Genomic DNA, 17360 nt, shown 5'->3' with positions numbered 1-17360 from the left:
CTCAGCCGGCGGCCGGCTTTTTCTTCTTGGGCGTGCTGCCGGTGATGCGGTCCTTGAGGCTCAGCACCTTGGTCACGGTGGCGCCCATGCCCATCAGCTGCATCGCGGTTTCGGGCGCGAGCCGCTGGACGTCGTCGAACCACTTCATGAGCCGGTCGATCAGGTCGTGCATCTCGCGCATGCGCTCCTGCGCGTGGCGCTCGGCATCGCTTGCGGGCGATTCGAGCAGCGCGTTGCGCAGCATCGAAAGCGTCGGCTCGATCTCGCGGCGGCGGCGCTCCTCGGCCAGCACGCGAAAGATCTCCCACACATCCGCCGGCGCCTCGAAATACTCGCGCCGGTCGCCCGGTTGATGGCGCAGATGCACCAGCCGCCACGCCTGCAGTTCCTTCAGGCCCATGCTCACGTTGGAGCGCGAGAACTCCAGCAGCTCGGCAATCTCGTCGGCATTGAGCGCATGCTCGGAAATGAAGATCAGCGCATAGATCTGGCCGACGGTGCGGTTGATGCCCCACTTGCTGCCCATCTCGCCGAAGTGGGCGACGAACTGGCGGCTGAGCGGGGGAAGGGTGGCGGTGGGCATCCGCAGATTTTCGTTGCGAATTGCTGTAGCTTCAAGAAAGACTGAATCTTTCCGGCACAGAAGGATGTGTTTCGTCCCGCCAAGGTGAATTCCCGATCCATCAGTTGCCGCGTCCGACTTCGGCGTGCGCTTGAACCCCGACTGCGCGCTGTACCGCCCCTTTCCCAGATGAGCGCCCCTAGACCCACGGCGTCGGCGGCGGAATCTCGCACACCGGCTCGACGTCGATGCTCTTGAAGTCGGCCGGCGAGACGATCTCCAGGTATTCCATGTCGGGCGAGTAGTCGAACAGGAAGTGCCGGATGCCCGGCCGCTGGTGCACCACGTCGCCGGCCTCGACCCGCGTTTCCTTGTCCTCGTACATGAAGCGGGCCCAGCCCTTGAGCATGATCACGATCTGGAAGTCGGCCTCGTGGCGGTGCCAGCCGGTGCCCGTTTCCGGTGCCATGTTGGCCTTGACGAGGTGCGCGATGACCTTGCCGTTGGTGGCCTCGGCAATGCCAAGGTCGCGGTAAAGGAAGAAATCGCGCAGGCCGCCCGAGACGTACTCGGTGTCGCCGGGCTTGACGTGGGAGAACTGGGTGGCGGTTCGGTCCAGCATGGGGCGCTCCTTCGCGGCAGTGGTGGTGATGGTGCGGCACGCATAAAGCGTTCCCAAAGGCATCCGCTGCGAAGGGCTGATGCGGGCATCGCTTGACGCCCCCGCGGTGCGGCCGGATACTCAACCACATGGTTCACTCAGACAATGCCACGCTCGACGCCGTCTTTGCCGCGCTCTCCGACCCCACGCGCCGCACGGTGCTGGAGACCCTGGGCGAGCGCAGCCTCAGCGTGACCGAGCTGGCCGAGCCGCATGGCATGTCGCTGACCGGCTTCATGAAGCACCTGCGGGTGCTGGAGGACGCCGGGCTCATCTCGCGCACGAAAGAGGGCCGCATCGTGCGCTGCGAGCTCTCGCCGCGCCCCATGCAGGAGGCTGCCGTGTGGTTGTCGCGCTATGAGAAATTCTGGACCGGGCGCCTCGATGCACTGGCGCGCTTTCTCTACCACCAAGAGGAGACCGAATGGCAAAAGCTGCCGCCCCCGCCACCGAGCGACCCTCGCTCACCCTCCGCAGGCACTACCCCGTCGCCCCCGAAAAAGTCTGGCGCGCGTGGACCGACCCGCAAGCGCTGAAGGCCTGGTTCGGCCCTGAGGAAATCGTTGCCGTGCCGCTGGCCGAAGTCGACCTGCGCGTGGGCGGGCGCTTTCGGGTGGCCATGCGCGCGGCCGACGGCCAGACGCACGACGTGAGCGGCACCTACCTGGAGCTCGTGCCCAACCGCAAGCTGGTCTTCAGCTGGGCCTGGCGCAGCACGCCGGAGCGCGAGTCGCGCGTCACGGTGCGCATCGAGCCCGACGGCAATGGCTGCGAACTGGTCCTGCTGCACGAGCAGTTCTTCGACGAGGCCGCGCGCGACGGGCACAGCCATGGCTGGACCGGCGCCATGGGCAAGCTCGGGAAGTGGCTGGCAGGGCAGCAGCAGGGCGCCTGAGCGGCTTTCACGCATTGCCGGCGCGCTGGCGAAGACCCATACTGGGGCCTCCACGACGAGACGACGAACGGAGCCTCCCATGAGCAACGAACTTCGCAAGAAGCTGCACGACCTGGCGGAACTGGCCGACAACACCTCGGACCCGCAGACCAAGGCCATCGTCGAGGCCATACGGCTGCAGACTGCCGTGCTGAACGAACGGCTCTTTGCCATCGAACTGCAGCTGGGCACGCTCATCAGGCGCACGGAAAACACGACGGACTGAGTGGCCGCCGCTTTGTAGGGATAATCCCCACCATGAGCGGCAACACCTTCGGAACTCTCTTCGCGGTCACCAATTTCGGCGAGTCGCACGGCCCGGCCATCGGCTGCGTCATCGACGGCTGCCCGCCGGGCATGGAACTGAGCGAGGCCGACATCCAGGGCGACCTCGACCGCCGCCGCCCCGGCACCAGCCGCCACGTCACCCAGCGCAACGAGCCCGACGCGGTGCAGATCCTTTCCGGCGTCTACGAAGGCAAGACCACCGGCACCCCGATTGCGCTGCTGATCCAGAACACCGACCAGCGCAGCAAGGACTACGGCCAGATCGCCCAGCAGTTCCGCCCCGGCCACGCCGACTTCACCTACTGGAAGAAATACGGCATCCGCGATCCGCGCGGCGGCGGGCGCTCTTCGGCGCGGCTCACGGCGCCCATGGTGGCGGCGGGCGCGGTCGCCAAGAAGTGGCTGGCCGAAAAATACGGCATGGTGTTTCGCGGCTGCATGACACAGATCGGCGAGATCGCCATTCCGTTCGAGAGCTGGGACCACGTGCCCGCCAACCCCTTCTTCGCGCCGATGGCCGACGTGAGCGAGCTCGAGGCCTACATGGACCGCCTGCGCAAGGCCGGCGACTCCTGCGGCGCGCGCATCCGCGTCACGGCCGGCAACGTGCCCATCGGTTTGGGCGAACCGCTGTTCGACAAGCTCGACGCCGAGATCGCCTACGCGATGATGGGCATCAACGCCGTGAAGGCGGTGGAGATCGGCGCCGGCTTCGAGAGCATCACGCAGCGCGGCACCACGCACGGCGATTCGATCACGCCCACGGGCTTCGTCACCAACAACGCGGGTGGCATCCTGGGCGGCATCAGCTCGGGGCAAGACCTCGAAGTGAGCATCGCGATCAAGCCCACCAGCTCGATCATCAGCCCGCGCCAGTCCATCGACATCCACAACAACCCGGTCGAGGTGGTCACCAAGGGCCGCCACGATCCGTGCGTCGGCATTCGCGCGACGCCCATCGCCGAGGCCATGCTTGCGCTGGTGGTCATGGAGCACGTGCTGCGCAACCGCGCGCAGTGCGGCGATGTGCAAACGCAAGCCGAGAAGCCGGAATCCGCCTCGCCGCAGGCGTCCTTTCTCTAGTGTCTACCGCGCCGCCTGTGGCCGCCGGGCGCGGCCACCTGCTGGCGTTCGCTGGTCTGTCGGCCAGCTATTTCGCGCACATCGGTTTCTTCAACCCGTACCTGCCGCTGTGGCTCAAGGACCTGGGGCTGCCGATCTTCACGATCAGCCTGCTGGCCTCGGTGCAGTCGATCACGCGCGTGTTCGCGCCCTATGCCTGGGGCGCGCTCAGCGACCACACGGGGCAGCGCGTGAAGCTGCTGCGCTTCAGCGCCGCGGTGGCGCTCGCCAGCTCCTTCGGGCTCTGGTGGCATGGCGGCGCCTGGTGGCTGGCGCTGGTGCTGCTGGTGATGTTCACCCACACAAGCTCGATGATGTCGCTCACCGAAGCCGCCATGGCGCAGCTGGTGGCGGGCGACTGGGGGCGCTACGGGCGCATCCGGCTCTGCGGCTCGGCCGGCTTCCTGGTGACCGTGTTCTTTGCGGGCGAATGGTTCGAGCGCTTCGGCATGAAGCACTTTCCGGCCTGGGCCGCGGGCACGCTGGCTGTCGTGCTGATCGCGACCATGAAGCTGCCCGACATCCGCGAGCCGGTGGCGGCGCACGACGCGGCCAGGGAGCCGATCGGCCCGGTGCTGCGCATTCCGGCGGTGCGGTGGTTCTTCGCATCGCTGTTCTTCCAGGTGATGTCGCACTTCTCGGTCTATGCCTTCTTCTCGCTGTACCTCGATTCGCTGGGCTACGGCAAGAGCGTCATCGGCCTGCTGTGGGCGCTGTCGGTGGTGGCCGAGATCGTCTGGTTCTTCCTGCAGGGGCGGCTCATCGGCCTCTTGCCGATGCCGCGCTGGATGCTGGTGTGCGGCATTGCCGCCGTGGCGCGGCTGGGCCTCACGGCCGGGCTGGGCGGCTCGATCGCGGCGCTCGTCGTCGCGCAATGGCTGCATGCGCTGAGCTTTGCGGCGCACCACACGACGTGTATCGCCGTGGTGTCGCGCCGCTTTCCAGGCCGGCTGCGCGGGCGGGGGCAGGCGCTCTTCACCGTGATCGGCTACGGGTTCGGTGGTGTGCTGGGCGTGCTGCTCGGTGGTGCGGTGGCGCAGGAGCTGGGGTACCGGACCATGTTCGCGCTGGCGGCTGTGCTGGCGGCGGTGGGGAGCCTGTGTGCCTGGCGGGTGGTGAGGCTGGAGGGGGCGGCAACGCGCGCCGCCTAGCACTCACGCAAAAAGAAAGCCGCGTTGCACCGCAATTGCGGCACGACGCGGCGTGCGTGATGTGAACGGCACCGGCCTATGCCGGCGCCGTGCAATCAGGGCACCAGGCCGATCTGGAGGTAGCCGGTGACCGGGTTGGTGCGCGCACCCACGACGACCGACAGCGTACCGTCCTGCATCGCGAAATAGCGGTCGGTGCCTGCAAAGTTGATGCCCTTCAGCGCGGGAATCGAGGCGCTCGCCACATTGAGGCCATAGCTGACGTTGGAGACGGTGCCATCAGGCTTGGTCAGCGCTGCGGTATACGTCGTCGCATCGAAGCCGAGAGTGCCCCAGGTGCCATTGTTGTCTCCACCGCGCGCCGTGGTGTTGAGCCACGTCGACGAATCGACAAGGCCGATGCGGAAGATGGAGTCGTTCGGCGCAACGGAGTTGATGCCCGCCGCGACGTAGACCTTCTTTCCGTCCACCATGATGACCGCCAGAGCACCCTTGTCGCTCGCATTGGCCACGTTCACGGTGCTCCACGACCCGGCGGACGAACCCGCCGAAATGGCGTAGGTTGCGATCGAGGCAGGTGGGCAGGCTGCAATGGAGGTGATGCCAACCTCATTGCACATGAGCAGCGATGTACCGCCTCCCGTCACTTGAACCTGGCGGATCTGCGAGTCGATCACGCCCGGCCGCATATTGATGCCGAAGCGGATGTAGATCCCGTCGAGCGCACTCTGGGTCGTCACGATGGCGCGGGACCCGATGAACGGCTGGACAGCGTAGCTGCCCGGGACCTGTGCAACCTGGAACGGGAACGAGCCCACCACGGCGTCGGTGATCAGCCGGAAACGGCTGTTGTTCGTCGCCGCGGTATTGCGCGAACTCTTGAAGACATAGGTTCCGGTCTGCGCAGCATCGGCGCTGAACGAGTCCGACACGGCAAGGCCGGTCTCGTCGGTCATCACGTACGACATCGTGTCGAAATTGAGCGCGAGCGTCTGCTGGCTGCCGTTCGTCGCGTACACCTTGTAAGACAGGTTCCGGGCGTCGCCTGCGGCAACATTGAAGACCGTGTCCTTGGTCAAGGCTGCATTGGCCGTCGCCTTCGCGCTGACGGTAAACACGCTGGCCGCATTGGTGTTGTTCGCAATCTGCGCAGACCACTTGGTGCTGGAAATATCCGCATTGCGCAGGCTCACGGAACCGGCAGGGTCGGAACTGCTGGTCCAGTCCGAGCCAAGGTTCGGGGTCACCGTGATCACGTCACCCGGCTTGATGGAGTACTTGCCGTCCCCATTGGCCGTCGCGGAACTGCCATTGACCTGAACCGTCACGCCCAAGGTGGCCGCGGGCAGGATCGGAAACGGCAATCCGCCGCCCCCGCCGCCACCACCACCTCCTCCACATCCCCCCAACGCCCCGACCAAAGCGGCCGCGGCGGAAAAATAAAACCATTTCATTACATTTATTCCATTTTTTGATTGATGTCGCCACCCATCGGAAGACAGGCCCCTCGACTGTCAGATCGTAAATGAATACAGAGAAATGTAAGAATTTATAGGCATTCGGGATATCCCGAACGATGTCTCATCCGCGTCTCCGAGGTGCGCAGGCGGTGTCGACTTTGCCGGCAATTGGATGGGTCTTCGTATTGCCGCTTGCCATAAATCGATACTTAAAATAATTGCACACAAGGAGGCGGGCATGAAGCTCAAATTGAAAACAAAAATCTTATTTCCTGATTTGCTGGCTGTTGAAGCGCGAGGCGCCAAGCCGTCGGCGCGCATTTGCGCAAATTGCAGGATCGCCGCTCAATACAAGAATCCGGGCAAATAAAAAACCATGAGCGCCCAACAAATCATCCTCGACCACGACAAATGGCGCAAAGGCCTCGGCGGCGCGCCCGCGGGGCTGGCCGGCCAAAGCGATGCCAATGCCTATGCGGGGCTCGACCTGGAGACGGCGCAATTCGCCTCGTCGTCCTTCGCGGGCAGCAGCTTCACGGACACGGTCTTCCGGCACGCCGGCTGGATCGCCTGCCAGTTCGACGGCTGCAGCTTCACGCGCTGCAATTTCGAGCACATTGCCATGGTGGATTGCGTGTTCACGCGCTGCGCCTTCGACCATGCGCAATTCAGCCAGAGCTCGCTTCGCGGCTGCCGCTTTGTCCAGTGCACATGGAACGGCATGAACTTCGACGGCAGCGACTGGCGGAACGTGCAGGTGCTGGAATGCAAGGGAACGGACGTGCACGCCAGGAACCTGCGCGGCGAGCAGGTCGACTTCACGAACAGCTATTTCGAGCAGCTCGAATTCGAGGGCGCCTTGCTCAACAACAGCCGGTGAAGGGGCCGGAAACGGGGGACGCGGCCGAGCCCCGCAACCCCGGGTTTTCGATAACTAAAACCACTTGATTTAGTCGCTCCCCTCATCGATAGTCTCCCTGCGTCCGGCCGCCGCTCCATTGCACAGAGGGCACGCGGCCGGTTATCCAGCCCTGCGGGCGCCTGCCGCCCGCCAACGAACGTACGGAGACAAACCATGTTCAGCTCCCGCTCCATCCTGGCCATGGCGGCCATGTCCCTGGCTGCATCGTCCGCCGCCTTTGCCGCCGACCAGCCCGTCATCGGCCTGGTCACCAAGACCGAGACCAATCCCTTCTTCGTCAAGATGAAGGAGGGCGCGCAGGAAGAAGCCAAGAAGCTCGGCGCCAAGCTGCTCTCCGGCTCGGGCAAGGCCGACGGCGACAACGCGGGCCAGATCACCGCCATGGAAAACATGATTGCCGCGGGTGCCAAGACCATCCTGATCACGCCGAGCGATGCCAAGGCCATCGTGCCGGCGATCAAGAAGGCGCGCGACAAGGGCGTGATGGTGATCGCGCTCGACAGCCCGGCCGATCCGCCAGATGCGACCGATGCACTCTTTGCCACCAACAACTACACGGCCGGCGTGCTGATCGGCGAATACGCCAAGGCCGCGATGGCCGGCAAGCCCGCCAAGATCGTCGCGCTCGACCTGCTGCCGGGCCACCCGGTGGGCGCGCAGCGGCACAACGGCTTCATGAAGGGCTTCGGCCTGCCGGCCAACGACGCCAAGTCGAACGAGCTGTCGAAGGCGCCCGAGATCGTCTGCATGGCCGACAGCTTCGGCGACCAGGCCAAGGCGCAGACCGCAATGGAAAACTGCCTGCAGAAGGCGCCCGAGGTGAACCTGGTCTACACCATCAACGAACCCGCCGCGGCCGGTGCCTACAACGCGCTGAAGCGCGCGGGCAAGGAGAAGGGCGTGCTGATCGTCTCGGTGGACGGCGGCTGCCAGGGCATCAAGGACACCAGCGCCGGCATCATCGCCGCCACCTCGCAGCAATACCCGCTCAAGATGGCCGCCATGGGCGTGGCGGCGGGCGTGGAGTTTGCCAAGACGGGCAAGAAGGCCTCGGGCTACGTCGACACGGGCGTGACCCTGATCGCCGGCAAGAGCGTGCCGGGCGTCGACAGCAAGGACACCAAGACCGGTGCCGAGCTGTGCTGGGGCAAGAAGTAAGCATCGGAGCGTTTTGATGGCGAAATCTCCGAAGCACCACATCCCGTGGGGCGCCCTGGGGCCGTGGCTGGCTCTGCTTGGCGCATGCATCTTCTTTGCGACCCAGTCCGACCGTTTCCTCACGGGGGACAACCTCTCGCTGATCCTGCAGCAGGTGATGGTGGTCGGCGTGATCGCCATCGGCCAGACGCTGATCATCCTCACGGCGGGCATCGACCTGTCGTGCGGCATGGTGATGGCGCTGGGCGGCATCATCATGAGCAAGTTCGCGACCGAGCTCGGGCTGCCGGTGCCGGTGGCCATTCTTTGCGGCATCGGCGTGACCACGCTGTTCGGCCTGGTCAACGGCCTCTTGGTCACGCGCATCAAGCTGCCGCCCTTCATCGTGACCTTGGGCACGCTGAACATCGCCTTCGCGATCACGCAGCTGTATTCGTCCTCGCAGACCGTCACCGACCTGCCCGCCGGCCTCACGGGCCTGGGCACCACCTTTGCCGTCGGCGGCGCCGCGGTGGCCTGGGGCGCGGTGCTGATGCTGGTGCTCTATGCGCTCGCGTGGTTCGTGTTGCGCGAGACGGCCGCGGGGCGGCATATCTACGCGGTGGGAAACAACGCAGAAGCCACGCGCCTGGTGGGCATTCCCACGCAGCGCGTGCTGCTGGGCGTTTACGTGGCGGCGGGCGCGCTCTACGGCATTGCCTCGCTGCTGTCGGTGGCGCGCACCGGCGTGGGCGACCCGAACGCGGGGCAGACCGAGAACCTCGACGCCATCACGGCGGTGGTGCTCGGCGGCACCAGCCTGTTCGGCGGCCGCGGCGTGGTGCTGGGCTCGCTGATCGGCGTGCTGATCGTGGGCGTGTTCCGCAACGGGCTCACGCTGATGGGCGTGTCCTCGATCTACCAGGTGCTGGTGACGGGCGTGCTCGTGATTTTGGCGGTGGCGGCAGACCAGCTGTCGCGCCGGGGAGCCCGCTGATGAATGCCGTCGCAAACCCCAAGATCGTGATGCAGGCCCGGGGCCTGGTGAAGCGCTATGGCCAGGTCACGGCGCTCGACGGTGTCGACTTCGAGCTGCGCGAAGGAGAAATCCTCGCGGTGATCGGCGACAACGGCGCGGGCAAGTCGTCGCTGATCAAGGCGCTGTCGGGCGCCATCGTGCCCGACGAGGGCGAGATCCTGCTCGACGGCTCGCCGGTGCACTTCCGCAACCCGCTCGATGCGCGGCGCGCGGGCATCGAGACGGTCTACCAGGACCTGGCCGTGGCGCCCGCCATGACCATCTACGAGAACCTCTTTCTCGGCCGCGAGCTGCGTCGCCCGGGCTTCCTGGGCAACATGCTGCGCATGCTCGACAAGAAGAAGATGCTGCACGAAAGCGCGGCCCGCATGGCGGACCTGAAGGTCGGCATCCAGTCGATGACGCAGGCGGTGGAAACGCTCTCGGGCGGCCAGCGCCAGTGCGTGGCGGTGGCGCGCAGCGCGGCCTTCGCGCGGCACGTGGTCATCATGGACGAGCCCACCGCCGCGCTTGGCGTGAAGGAGGGCAACATGGTGCTCGAGCTGATCCGCCGCGTGCGCGACCGCGGCCTGCCGGTGGTGCTCATCAGCCACAACATGCCGCATGTGTTCGAGGTGGCCGACCGCATCCACGTGGCGCGCCTGGGCAGGCGAGCGGCGGTGCTCAACCCCAAGAACATCAGCATGAGCGACACGGTGGCCGTGATGACCGGCGCCATGACCGCCGACCAGCTGCCCGCGGAGGCGCATGCCTGATGCAGAAGCCCCTGCGCGCTCGCCCGACCTGCTGCGGCCCCGCGGGTCCAACCAGGTCGGCATGCGCCAGTTCAACGAGCGCACGGTGCTGCAGGCGCTGCGCGTCCACACCAGCCTGCCCAAGGCCGACCTCGCGCGGCTCACCGGGCTGAGCGCGCAGACCATCGGGCTCATCACCGCGCGGCTCGAGGAAGACGGGCTCATCGTCAAGCAGGGGCGCGTGCGCGGCCGCATCGGGCAGCCTTCGGTGCCGCTCGCGCTCAACCCCGACGGGGCCTTTGCCATCGGCATCAAGGTGGGCCGGCGCGGCGCCGAATGGCTGCTGATCGACTTCACCGCGAAGGTGCGCGAGCGGCATGCGATCAGCTACGACTTTCCCGATGCGGACGAGCTGCTGCCCGCCATCGCGCAGCACATCCACCGGCTGCGCGAGGGCCTCGGGCCGCTGGCCGTGCGCAACGTGGGCGCGGGGCTGGCCGCGCCGTTCCAGCTGGGCGGCTGGCACCGCACGCTGGGCTTGTCGAAGGCACAGGCCGACCTCTGGAACCAGATGGACCTGGCGGCCGAGGTGCGCGCGCGCACCGAGGTGCCCGTGAGCTTTGCGCGCGACACCGTGGCGGCCTGCGTGGCCGAGTTGGTGGGCGGGCGCGGCCATGACCTGAAGAGCTTTCTCTACATCTTCGTCGACACCTTCGTGGGCGGCGGGCTGGTCATCAACTCGCACCTGCACACGGGCGCGCACAGCAACGCGGGCGCGTTGGCTTCGTTGCCGATGCAGTCGGTGCGAGCCGATGGCGCGCTGCCGCCGCAGGTGATGGCCGAGGCCTCGCTGTGGGAGCTGGAGCAGCGCCTGCAAGGCGAAGGGCTCGATCCTGCCGCGGCCTACGACGACCGCGCGTTGCAGCCCCCGTTTGCCGCCGCAACGCAGTCATGGCTCGGCTCCGCATCGCTGGCATTGGCGCACGCCATCGTCAGCGGCACCGCAGTGCTCGATCTGGCCGACGTGGTGATGGACGGTTCCATGTCGCGCGCATTGCTCCAGGCCCTTCTGGAACAGACGCGCGCCGCGCTCGCGCAATGCAACTGGGAGGGCCTGTGGCCGCCGCAGTTGCACGGGGGCAGGGTGGGGGCGCAGGCCTGTGCGCTCGGCGGGGCGATGCTGCCGCTGCACGCCAACTTCGCGCCCGACCATGACGTGTTCCTCAAGGCTGGTTGAGAAGCCGTTGCTGCCGTCGCAACGTACCTCATGCACGCCTTGGCGGGCCGACCCCTTCTTTGGGTGAAGGTTCAGCCTTTTACCGCCCCCGCGGTCATCCCCGTGATGATCTGCCGCGCTGCTACGAAGGTGAAGATCAGAGGCGGGATGGCGATCAGGCTGCCCATCGCCATCACCTTGCCCCAATCCACGCCCATGTCGGTGATGAACAGCGACGCAGCCACTGGGAGCGTGCGTGTCTGCCGGTCGGTCAGCACCAGCGCGAGGATGAATTCGTTCCACGCGATGCGGAAGGTGAAGATGGACGCCGCCGCGAGACCCGGCCCCATCAGCGGCAGCAGCACCTTGGTGAACACCCGCACCGGCCCACAGCCGTCGATCGCCGCGGCCTCCTCCAGTTCGACCGGCACCTGCAGTACGAAGCCATAGAGCAGCCAGATGGTGAACGGTAGATTCACCGCGACGTACAGAAGGATCAGTCCCCACAGGCTGTTCACCAGTTGCCATTGGCTCCAGATCATGAACACCGGAATCGCGAGCACGGCCAGAGGCACGGTACGCAGCAGCAAAGTGGTGTAGCCCACTGCCGAACGGCCCGGAAAGCGAAAGCGCGCCAGCCCATAGGCAGCCATGCAGCCCAGCACCAGGGTAATGGCTGTGGCGATCACGCCGACGAACAGACTGTTGCCCAGATAGCGCCCCAGGTTGTCTTCAGTGAGCACCGCGCGGTAGTTCTCCAGCGTGGGCATGAAGATGAAATTCAGCGGCTCCGCGAAGATATGCACCTGTTGGCGCAGGCTGGTCGTGAAGATCAGCGCAATGGGCGCCACGCACAGCAGGCCCAGCGCAACAAGCATCGCGTAGTGCGCCACCACCAGGAGCAAAGGCCGCTTCATGCCGACTCCTTCAGCGGGTTGGACAACCGTAGTGCGCCCCACGACAGTGCCGCCACCACGACCAGCAGCAGAACCGACACCGCAGCCGCCACGCCGAGCTGCTGTCCCACAAACGCGGTCTTGTAGATGTGCAGCGACAGTATCTCGGTGCTGTCGCCCGGCCCGCCGAAGGTCAACACGTAGATCACCTCCAGCACGCGGAAGGCGTCGATGAGCCGCATCACCAGCGTGATGGCAATGACGTTCATCACCATCGGCAGCTTGACCTTGAAGGTCATCTGCCACCAGCGCGCGCCGTCGATGCGCGAGGCCTCGATGACCGCGCCGTCGACGTTCGCCAGTGCCGCCACCATCATGATGAAGACGAAGGGCGTCCACTGCCAGACGTCGGCAATGACGATGGCAATGAAGGCCAGCGTCGGGTCGGCCAGCCAGCCCATCGGCGCCACGCCGAATATGCCCAGCAACGCGTTGAGCAGGCCGAACTGCGCATCGAAGATGTAGCGCCACGCGAGCCCCACGGCAATGGGCGCGATCATCATCGGCAGGATGAACAGCGTGCGAAACAAGGCTGTCCCGCGCACCGGGTGCTCCAGCGCCAGGGCCAGCGCAATGCCCAGCACCATCTCGGCGCTCACGCACACGGCCGCGAACATCAGCGTGGTCCACAGCGACGACCACACGCGTGGGTTGGAGAAGGCCGAGACGAAGTTGTCCAGGCCGGCCCAGCGCGCGCCAGACCAGGGCGTGCCCAGGCCCCAGTCGAAGAAGCCGAGCTGGATGGCCGAGACGACCGGATAGAGGCAAGCGGCCGCCATGACGAGCACGGCGGGGCCGACGTAGAAGACAGGAAGCCAGGCGGGTCTGCGCATCGGGGATCGTGCCGTGGCGTCAGACCGCGTAGCCGGATTCGCGCATGATCTTCTTCACCGTCGGCACCAGCTCGTTGAGCGCGGCCTCGGCTGTCTTCTTGCCGATCAGTGCTTCGGAAATGCCCACGCCAAGCGCCTGCACGTTGATCTTGTCCCAGGCCGCGATGATCGGGCGCCAGTCGGGATTGGAATACTTCAGCGCTTCGCGAAAGACGATGTACTCGGGGTACTGGCGCACCAGGTCGGCATCGGCCATCGTCGAATTGCGGATCGGCACGCCGCCCGCGCGCGCGACCGCCTTGTCCTGCGCCTTCGAAGTCAGCCACTGCATCAGCAGGAAACCGGCATCGGCGTTCTTCGCGTTCTTCGGAATCGCAAGGCCCAGCCCGCCCGATTGCGACGAACGCCGCGTCCCCGCAGGATGCAGCGCCCAGCTCACTTTGCCTGCGACGCGGCTCTTGGCGGGGTCGTTGACCAAGCCGGCCAGCAGTGTCGAGTCGAGGTACATCGAGGCCTGCCCCTGCAGGAAGGCCGTATTGCTCTCGCCCTGCCCATAGCCCGCGATGCCCGCCGGGCCGGTGGCGACCACTTCCTGCAGGAACTTCAGCGCGGCCACGCCTACCGAATCGTTGAAGCGCGGCTCCCATCTGGCGTCGAAGATCGCGCCGCCCATCGGGTTCAGGTGCAGCAGCCAGGCATGCACGCACTGGTGGCCGGCCTGGCCGCGCGAGGCCAGCGCGCCCATGCCTTCCTTGTCCTTGATCAGGCGCAGCAGCTTGCCGAACTGCTCGTAGTTCTCGGGCGGCTGCAGGTTGTGCTTGGCGAAGATGTCGCGGCGGTAGGCCAGCACCGAAGTCTCGGCGCCGTACGGCAGGCCATAGAGCTTGGCGCCTGCGCCGGGCAGATAGCCCTTGGGGCCGCCGACGAGGCCGAGGTTCTCCAGGTAGATCGGAATGATGTCCTTGATGTCGTAGGCCGGATCGGCGAGCGCCGCGTCCGACAGGTAAGGCTCCAGCGGGCGTACCAGGTTCTTGGCTGCGTACTCGCCCTTCCACATGACGACGTAGCTCACCAAGTCGTAGTCGCCCTGGGGCTTGGCCATTTCGAGCAGTTGCTTGTCCTTGAGGCGCGCCATCGCGAGCTTGTCGATCTCGACCTTGATGCCGGTCTCGCGCGTGAACTCGGGCAGTATCTTCGCCATTGCGTCGTAGTGCGGATGCGAAGGCACGTTGAGGGTGACTGTCTGGCCCGCGTATTTTGCATAGCGGTTCTGCGCGAGCGCGCCACTGAATGGCAGGCCGGCGCCGAACACGGTGATCGCGGTGCGCTTGATGATGTCTCTGCGTTGCATGGAACCTCTCCTTGGGAAAAAAGCGAAAACCGTCAGGGCCGCAGCGATTGGCCGCTGGCCGTGTCGAACAGGTGCATGTCTTCAACGTGGGCGTTCAGCCCCAGCGGGGGCCGTGCAGCAGTCCATGCGCATCGCCCTGCACCGTGGCTGTAATGCGCGCGCCACCCGGCGATGCCAGGTGACCGACGACCTGGCTCTCGGTGCCGAGGTACTCGACGATGTCGACCTTGACGTTCAGCGGTGCGCCGTTGGCCACGTGCAGGGCCTGCGGTCGGATGCCGAGCGTGAGCGCCTGGTCCGCCGAGCTCACTCTTTCACGCAGCCAGGCGGGCGCGGGCAGCTCGAAGCCTTCGCCGCACAACGTGCCGTGGCCCGCTGGCCGGTCGGCGAAGCGCACCGGCAGCAGGTTCATGCCCGGCATGCCGATGAATGCCGCGACGAACAGCGTCGCCGGCCGGTTGAAAACCTCCGCCGGCGTGCCGACCTGCTGGATGCGCCCCTTGTCGAAGATGACGATCCGGTCGGCCAGCGTCATCGCCTCCACCTGGTCGTGCGTGACATACACGGTGGTCTTGGCCAGGCGCTCGTGCAGCAGTGCCAACTCGGCGCGCATGTGGCCGCGCAGCTTGGCATCGAGGTTCGACAACGGCTCGTCGAACAGGAACACCTTGGGCTCGCGCACGATGGCGCGGCCGATGGCCACGCGCTGGCGCTGCCCACCCGACAGCTCCTTCGGCCGGCGGTTGAGCAGGTGTTCGATGTTCAACACCTTGGCCGCGACCGCCACCTTGGCGCGGATCTCCGCTGCGGGCCGGCCTGCGAGGCTGAGCGCAAAGCTCATGTTCTGCGCCACGTCCATGTGCGGGTACAGCGCATAGTTCTGGAACACCATCGCGATGTCGCGCGACATCGGAGGCAGTGCGGTCACGTCTCGCCCACCGATACGAATCTGCCCTTCGCTCACGCTCTCCAGGCCCGCCACCATGCGCAGCGTGGTGCTCTTGCCGCAGCCCGACTCGCCCAGCAGCACGACGAACTCGCCTTCATGCACCGCAAGGTCGAGCTGCTGCACGACCGTGACATCGCCGAACCGCTTGGCGACGTTGCTCAATTCCAGACCTGCCATGAACACACTCCCTTTTTTATTTCGATTCAATGAAAGGGCCGACGCACGCCCCAGCCGACCGGTGGTATTCGATTGCCAGGGTGCATGGGGTCGGGGCCCCAGATCGCCTGGTAGGTGTCGATGCAGCGCCCCCGCCGTTGCAGTGCCGAGAATGCAACCCCCAGGGCTATCCACCAGAAGCCCAGTACCAGGAGCATCCAGCGCGGCGCATCGGCCACCACCAGCCCGAGCGCGATGACGCCGACGGCCACGGCCACCGCGAGCCAGCCGACTGTTTTGTGGATGCGCTCGAAGGCCAGCCGCCACGGCGTCATGTCGTAGTGGTCGCCGCGAAGCCGGTGATCGGTCGGGCCGCCCTTGCTGCCGCGCAGAAAACCACCGGCCACCTGCGCCCACCCGGCCAGGCACAGCGCCCAACCCGCCACTGCATGGAGGCGCACGAGCCCGCTACCTCCAGCCCCCTGGGCACCGCGCCACGCGAGCAGCGCGCCTACCGTCATCGCCAACACGCCGCTCCACTGCAGCACGCGGTGCGCACGCCACCAGAAGGGGTTGTCGAGCCGGTGCGGCCATCCCTGCGACGGCATGACCTTGCAGAAGCGGGCCACCAGTGCCCCCAGAGGCAGCAACAGGCCCCATCCCAGCACCATGAGACGTGCGTGCCAGGCGGCCCAGGATGCGATCTCGTGGGTTGTCGCACCACTCAACGGTGCCATGAGCCAGTCGAGCGGCGGCACGGCCTACTTGCCCCACAGAGCCTTGTACTGCGTCCGATAGCCGTTGTCCGGATCGAACACATTCTTCGGCCCGCCGTCCTTGCCCACGTTGCCCGCCGTCACCAGGTGCACCTTGGGCACGTAGCCCGACCACTTCTCCTTGGCGAAGGCGCGGTTGAGCTCGTCGACGATCTGCCAGCCCTGCATGTTGAGCGGCTCGGGCACCGTGCCGGCCTGGTAGCGCTGCGTGCGGATGCGCTGGTAGGCGGCCTCGGAGCCGTCGCCGGCCGACACCGCCTTGGGCGATCCGTCGCCCTTCTTGCCCGCCGCGGTGAGCGAGGGGCCCATGAAGTCGAAGTACAGGTCGTTGATGGCCAGCGAGTGCGTCCACTTGTCGCCAAAGCGCTGCAGCAGCGAGGTGGTGAGCTGCGGCATGCGGGTCGAGCTTTCGGAGATCGGGCTGTCCTCGAAGCTCAGCACGGTGCAGCCGCCGCACTTCTTGATGACGGCCTCCATCGCGCGCGCCTTGTAGAGCGCAATCGCGTACTGCGAGTCGGTGAAGATCACCACGCCCGCCTTGCCGCCCGAATCGGCCACCACCCACGAGGCGGCGACGTCGGCCACGTCGTCTGTCACGGTGGTCACGTTGGCGAAGAGGCCCGCCTTGTCGTTCGGGCCCGGCTGCTCGCCCGAATGCCAGCCGACCAGAGGAATGCCCGACTTGGCCGCGCCCGAGAACGCCGCCTTCTGCTCGGTGGTGTCGAAGCCGCCGACCACGATGCCCGCGGGCTTCACGGCCAGCGCCTGGTTGAGTGCCGCGGTGCGCCCGCTGACCGTGCCCTGGCCGTCGATGACGCGCACCGTCCAGCCGATGGCGCGCGCCGCTTCCTCCACGCCCTTGCTCACGCCCACGATGCCGCCGTTCTTCATGTCGCCCGCGACGAAGACGATGGTCTTGCCCGCGGCGGCCTTGGGGCCGGTGGTGGGGCCGTCCCACTTCTCCTTGGTCATGGTGGCGATCTCGACCTTCTTCTTCGCGGCATCCAGGAAGTCGTCGGCCATCGCCTTGGGCGCCAGCGCGGCGGCGCACAGCGCCAGCACGGCGGCGGCGACGGTGCGCGCGGGAACCACACTCTTCTTCTTCATGCTTGT

At 66.3% G+C, this 17360-nt stretch carries 20 protein-coding genes; 11 read left to right on the top strand and 9 right to left on the bottom strand.

Going from position 1 to position 17360, the window contains the following annotated elements; all coding sequences use genetic code 11:
- Position 1: 1 nt before the first annotated feature.
- Together ACAM58_RS16280 and ACAM58_RS16275 are read right to left on the bottom strand one after the other, a co-directional pair.
- Entirely contained in the window at positions 2-583 is a 582-nt protein-coding gene (locus ACAM58_RS16280; protein ID WP_012748461.1) for a GbsR/MarR family transcriptional regulator, read from the bottom strand.
- Between the two features lie 178 nt (positions 584-761).
- Complete coding sequence (locus ACAM58_RS16275) at positions 762-1184, bottom strand: cupin domain-containing protein (RefSeq protein WP_012748460.1); 423 nt, start codon at positions 1182-1184, stop codon at positions 762-764.
- Between the two features lie 128 nt (positions 1185-1312).
- Here ACAM58_RS16275 and ACAM58_RS16270 point away from each other — a divergent pair, with 128 nt between their 5' ends.
- From ACAM58_RS16270 to ACAM58_RS16250, 5 genes are all read left to right on the top strand, one after another.
- Positions 1313-1759, top strand: a complete 447-nt coding sequence (locus tag ACAM58_RS16270) for a helix-turn-helix transcriptional regulator (RefSeq protein ID WP_018905554.1) — start codon at positions 1313-1315, stop codon at positions 1757-1759.
- A complete protein-coding gene (locus tag ACAM58_RS16265) occupies positions 1648-2118 on the top strand; it encodes an SRPBCC domain-containing protein (RefSeq protein WP_012748458.1) in 471 nt (156 codons plus the stop codon). The genes ACAM58_RS16270 and ACAM58_RS16265 overlap by 112 nt, the downstream gene beginning before the upstream one ends.
- A gap of 79 nt (positions 2119-2197) precedes the next feature.
- Positions 2198-2383, top strand: a complete 186-nt coding sequence (locus ACAM58_RS16260; protein ID WP_012748457.1) for a hypothetical protein — start codon at positions 2198-2200, stop codon at positions 2381-2383.
- Between the two features lie 32 nt (positions 2384-2415).
- The gene (aroC, locus tag ACAM58_RS16255; RefSeq protein WP_012748456.1) at positions 2416-3528 is read left to right on the top strand and encodes a chorismate synthase; all 1113 of its coding nucleotides are present in this window, start codon (positions 2416-2418) and stop codon (positions 3526-3528) included.
- A complete protein-coding gene (locus ACAM58_RS16250) occupies positions 3528-4718 on the top strand; it encodes an MFS transporter (RefSeq protein ID WP_012748455.1) in 1191 nt (396 codons plus the stop codon). Before aroC ends, ACAM58_RS16250 begins: the two co-directional genes overlap by 1 nt.
- A gap of 95 nt (positions 4719-4813) precedes the next feature.
- Here ACAM58_RS16250 and ACAM58_RS16245 read toward each other — a convergent pair whose 3' ends face one another.
- Complete coding sequence (locus tag ACAM58_RS16245) at positions 4814-6172, bottom strand: hypothetical protein (RefSeq protein WP_012748454.1); 1359 nt, start codon at positions 6170-6172, stop codon at positions 4814-4816.
- Positions 6173-6416: 244 nt separating this feature from the next.
- Here ACAM58_RS16245 and ACAM58_RS16240 point away from each other — a divergent pair, with 244 nt between their 5' ends.
- The 6 genes from ACAM58_RS16240 to ACAM58_RS16215 all read left to right on the top strand — a co-directional run bounded on the left by ACAM58_RS16240 (position 6417) and on the right by ACAM58_RS16215 (position 11247).
- A complete protein-coding gene (locus ACAM58_RS16240; protein WP_369663094.1) occupies positions 6417-6548 on the top strand; it encodes a hypothetical protein in 132 nt (43 codons plus the stop codon).
- Positions 6549-6554: 6 nt separating this feature from the next.
- Positions 6555-7058, top strand: coding sequence for a pentapeptide repeat-containing protein (locus tag ACAM58_RS16235; RefSeq protein WP_369663093.1), 504 nt, complete (start codon positions 6555-6557; stop codon positions 7056-7058).
- Between the two features lie 195 nt (positions 7059-7253).
- Positions 7254-8258, top strand: coding sequence for a sugar ABC transporter substrate-binding protein (locus tag ACAM58_RS16230; RefSeq protein WP_012748452.1), 1005 nt, complete (start codon positions 7254-7256; stop codon positions 8256-8258).
- Positions 8259-8274: 16 nt separating this feature from the next.
- Positions 8275-9234, top strand: a complete 960-nt coding sequence (locus tag ACAM58_RS16225) for an ABC transporter permease (protein WP_012748451.1) — start codon at positions 8275-8277, stop codon at positions 9232-9234.
- Positions 9234-10031 carry an ATP-binding cassette domain-containing protein gene (locus ACAM58_RS16220; protein WP_012748450.1) on the top strand — a complete coding sequence of 266 codons (798 nt, stop codon included), beginning with the start codon at positions 9234-9236 and terminating at the stop codon, positions 10029-10031. Before ACAM58_RS16225 ends, ACAM58_RS16220 begins: the two co-directional genes overlap by 1 nt.
- Positions 10024-11247 (top strand): ROK family transcriptional regulator, encoded by a 1224-nt coding sequence (locus tag ACAM58_RS16215; protein WP_012748449.1) that lies wholly within the window; start codon positions 10024-10026, stop codon positions 11245-11247. The genes ACAM58_RS16220 and ACAM58_RS16215 overlap by 8 nt, the downstream gene beginning before the upstream one ends.
- A gap of 71 nt (positions 11248-11318) precedes the next feature.
- Here the strand turns inward: ACAM58_RS16215 and ACAM58_RS16210 are convergent, their stop codons facing one another.
- From ACAM58_RS16210 to ACAM58_RS16185, 6 genes are all read right to left on the bottom strand, one after another.
- Complete coding sequence (locus tag ACAM58_RS16210) at positions 11319-12143, bottom strand: carbohydrate ABC transporter permease (protein WP_012748448.1); 825 nt, start codon at positions 12141-12143, stop codon at positions 11319-11321.
- Positions 12140-13015 (bottom strand): carbohydrate ABC transporter permease, encoded by an 876-nt coding sequence (locus ACAM58_RS16205; RefSeq protein ID WP_012748447.1) that lies wholly within the window; start codon positions 13013-13015, stop codon positions 12140-12142. Before ACAM58_RS16205 ends, ACAM58_RS16210 begins: the two co-directional genes overlap by 4 nt.
- Before the next feature lie 19 nt (positions 13016-13034).
- Positions 13035-14366, bottom strand: a complete 1332-nt coding sequence (locus tag ACAM58_RS16200; RefSeq protein ID WP_012748446.1) for an extracellular solute-binding protein — start codon at positions 14364-14366, stop codon at positions 13035-13037.
- Positions 14367-14460: 94 nt separating this feature from the next.
- Positions 14461-15492 carry a sn-glycerol-3-phosphate ABC transporter ATP-binding protein UgpC gene (locus tag ACAM58_RS16195; protein WP_012748445.1) on the bottom strand — a complete coding sequence of 344 codons (1032 nt, stop codon included), beginning with the start codon at positions 15490-15492 and terminating at the stop codon, positions 14461-14463.
- Positions 15493-15518: 26 nt separating this feature from the next.
- Entirely contained in the window at positions 15519-16208 is a 690-nt protein-coding gene (locus tag ACAM58_RS16190; RefSeq protein ID WP_041945705.1) for a cytochrome b561, read from the bottom strand.
- Between the two features lie 24 nt (positions 16209-16232).
- Positions 16233-17354, bottom strand: coding sequence for a substrate-binding domain-containing protein (locus ACAM58_RS16185; RefSeq protein ID WP_012748443.1), 1122 nt, complete (start codon positions 17352-17354; stop codon positions 16233-16235).
- Positions 17355-17360: the final 6 nt, after the last annotated feature.

Origin of the sequence: Variovorax sp. V116 (genome assembly GCF_041154435.1) — a bacterium.
In the GTDB taxonomy this organism is placed as follows: Bacteria; Pseudomonadota; Gammaproteobacteria; order Burkholderiales; family Burkholderiaceae_C; genus Variovorax; species Variovorax paradoxus.
The sequence above is the reverse complement of the archived record's forward strand: the minus strand, read 5'-3'. Positions and strand labels throughout refer to the sequence as shown.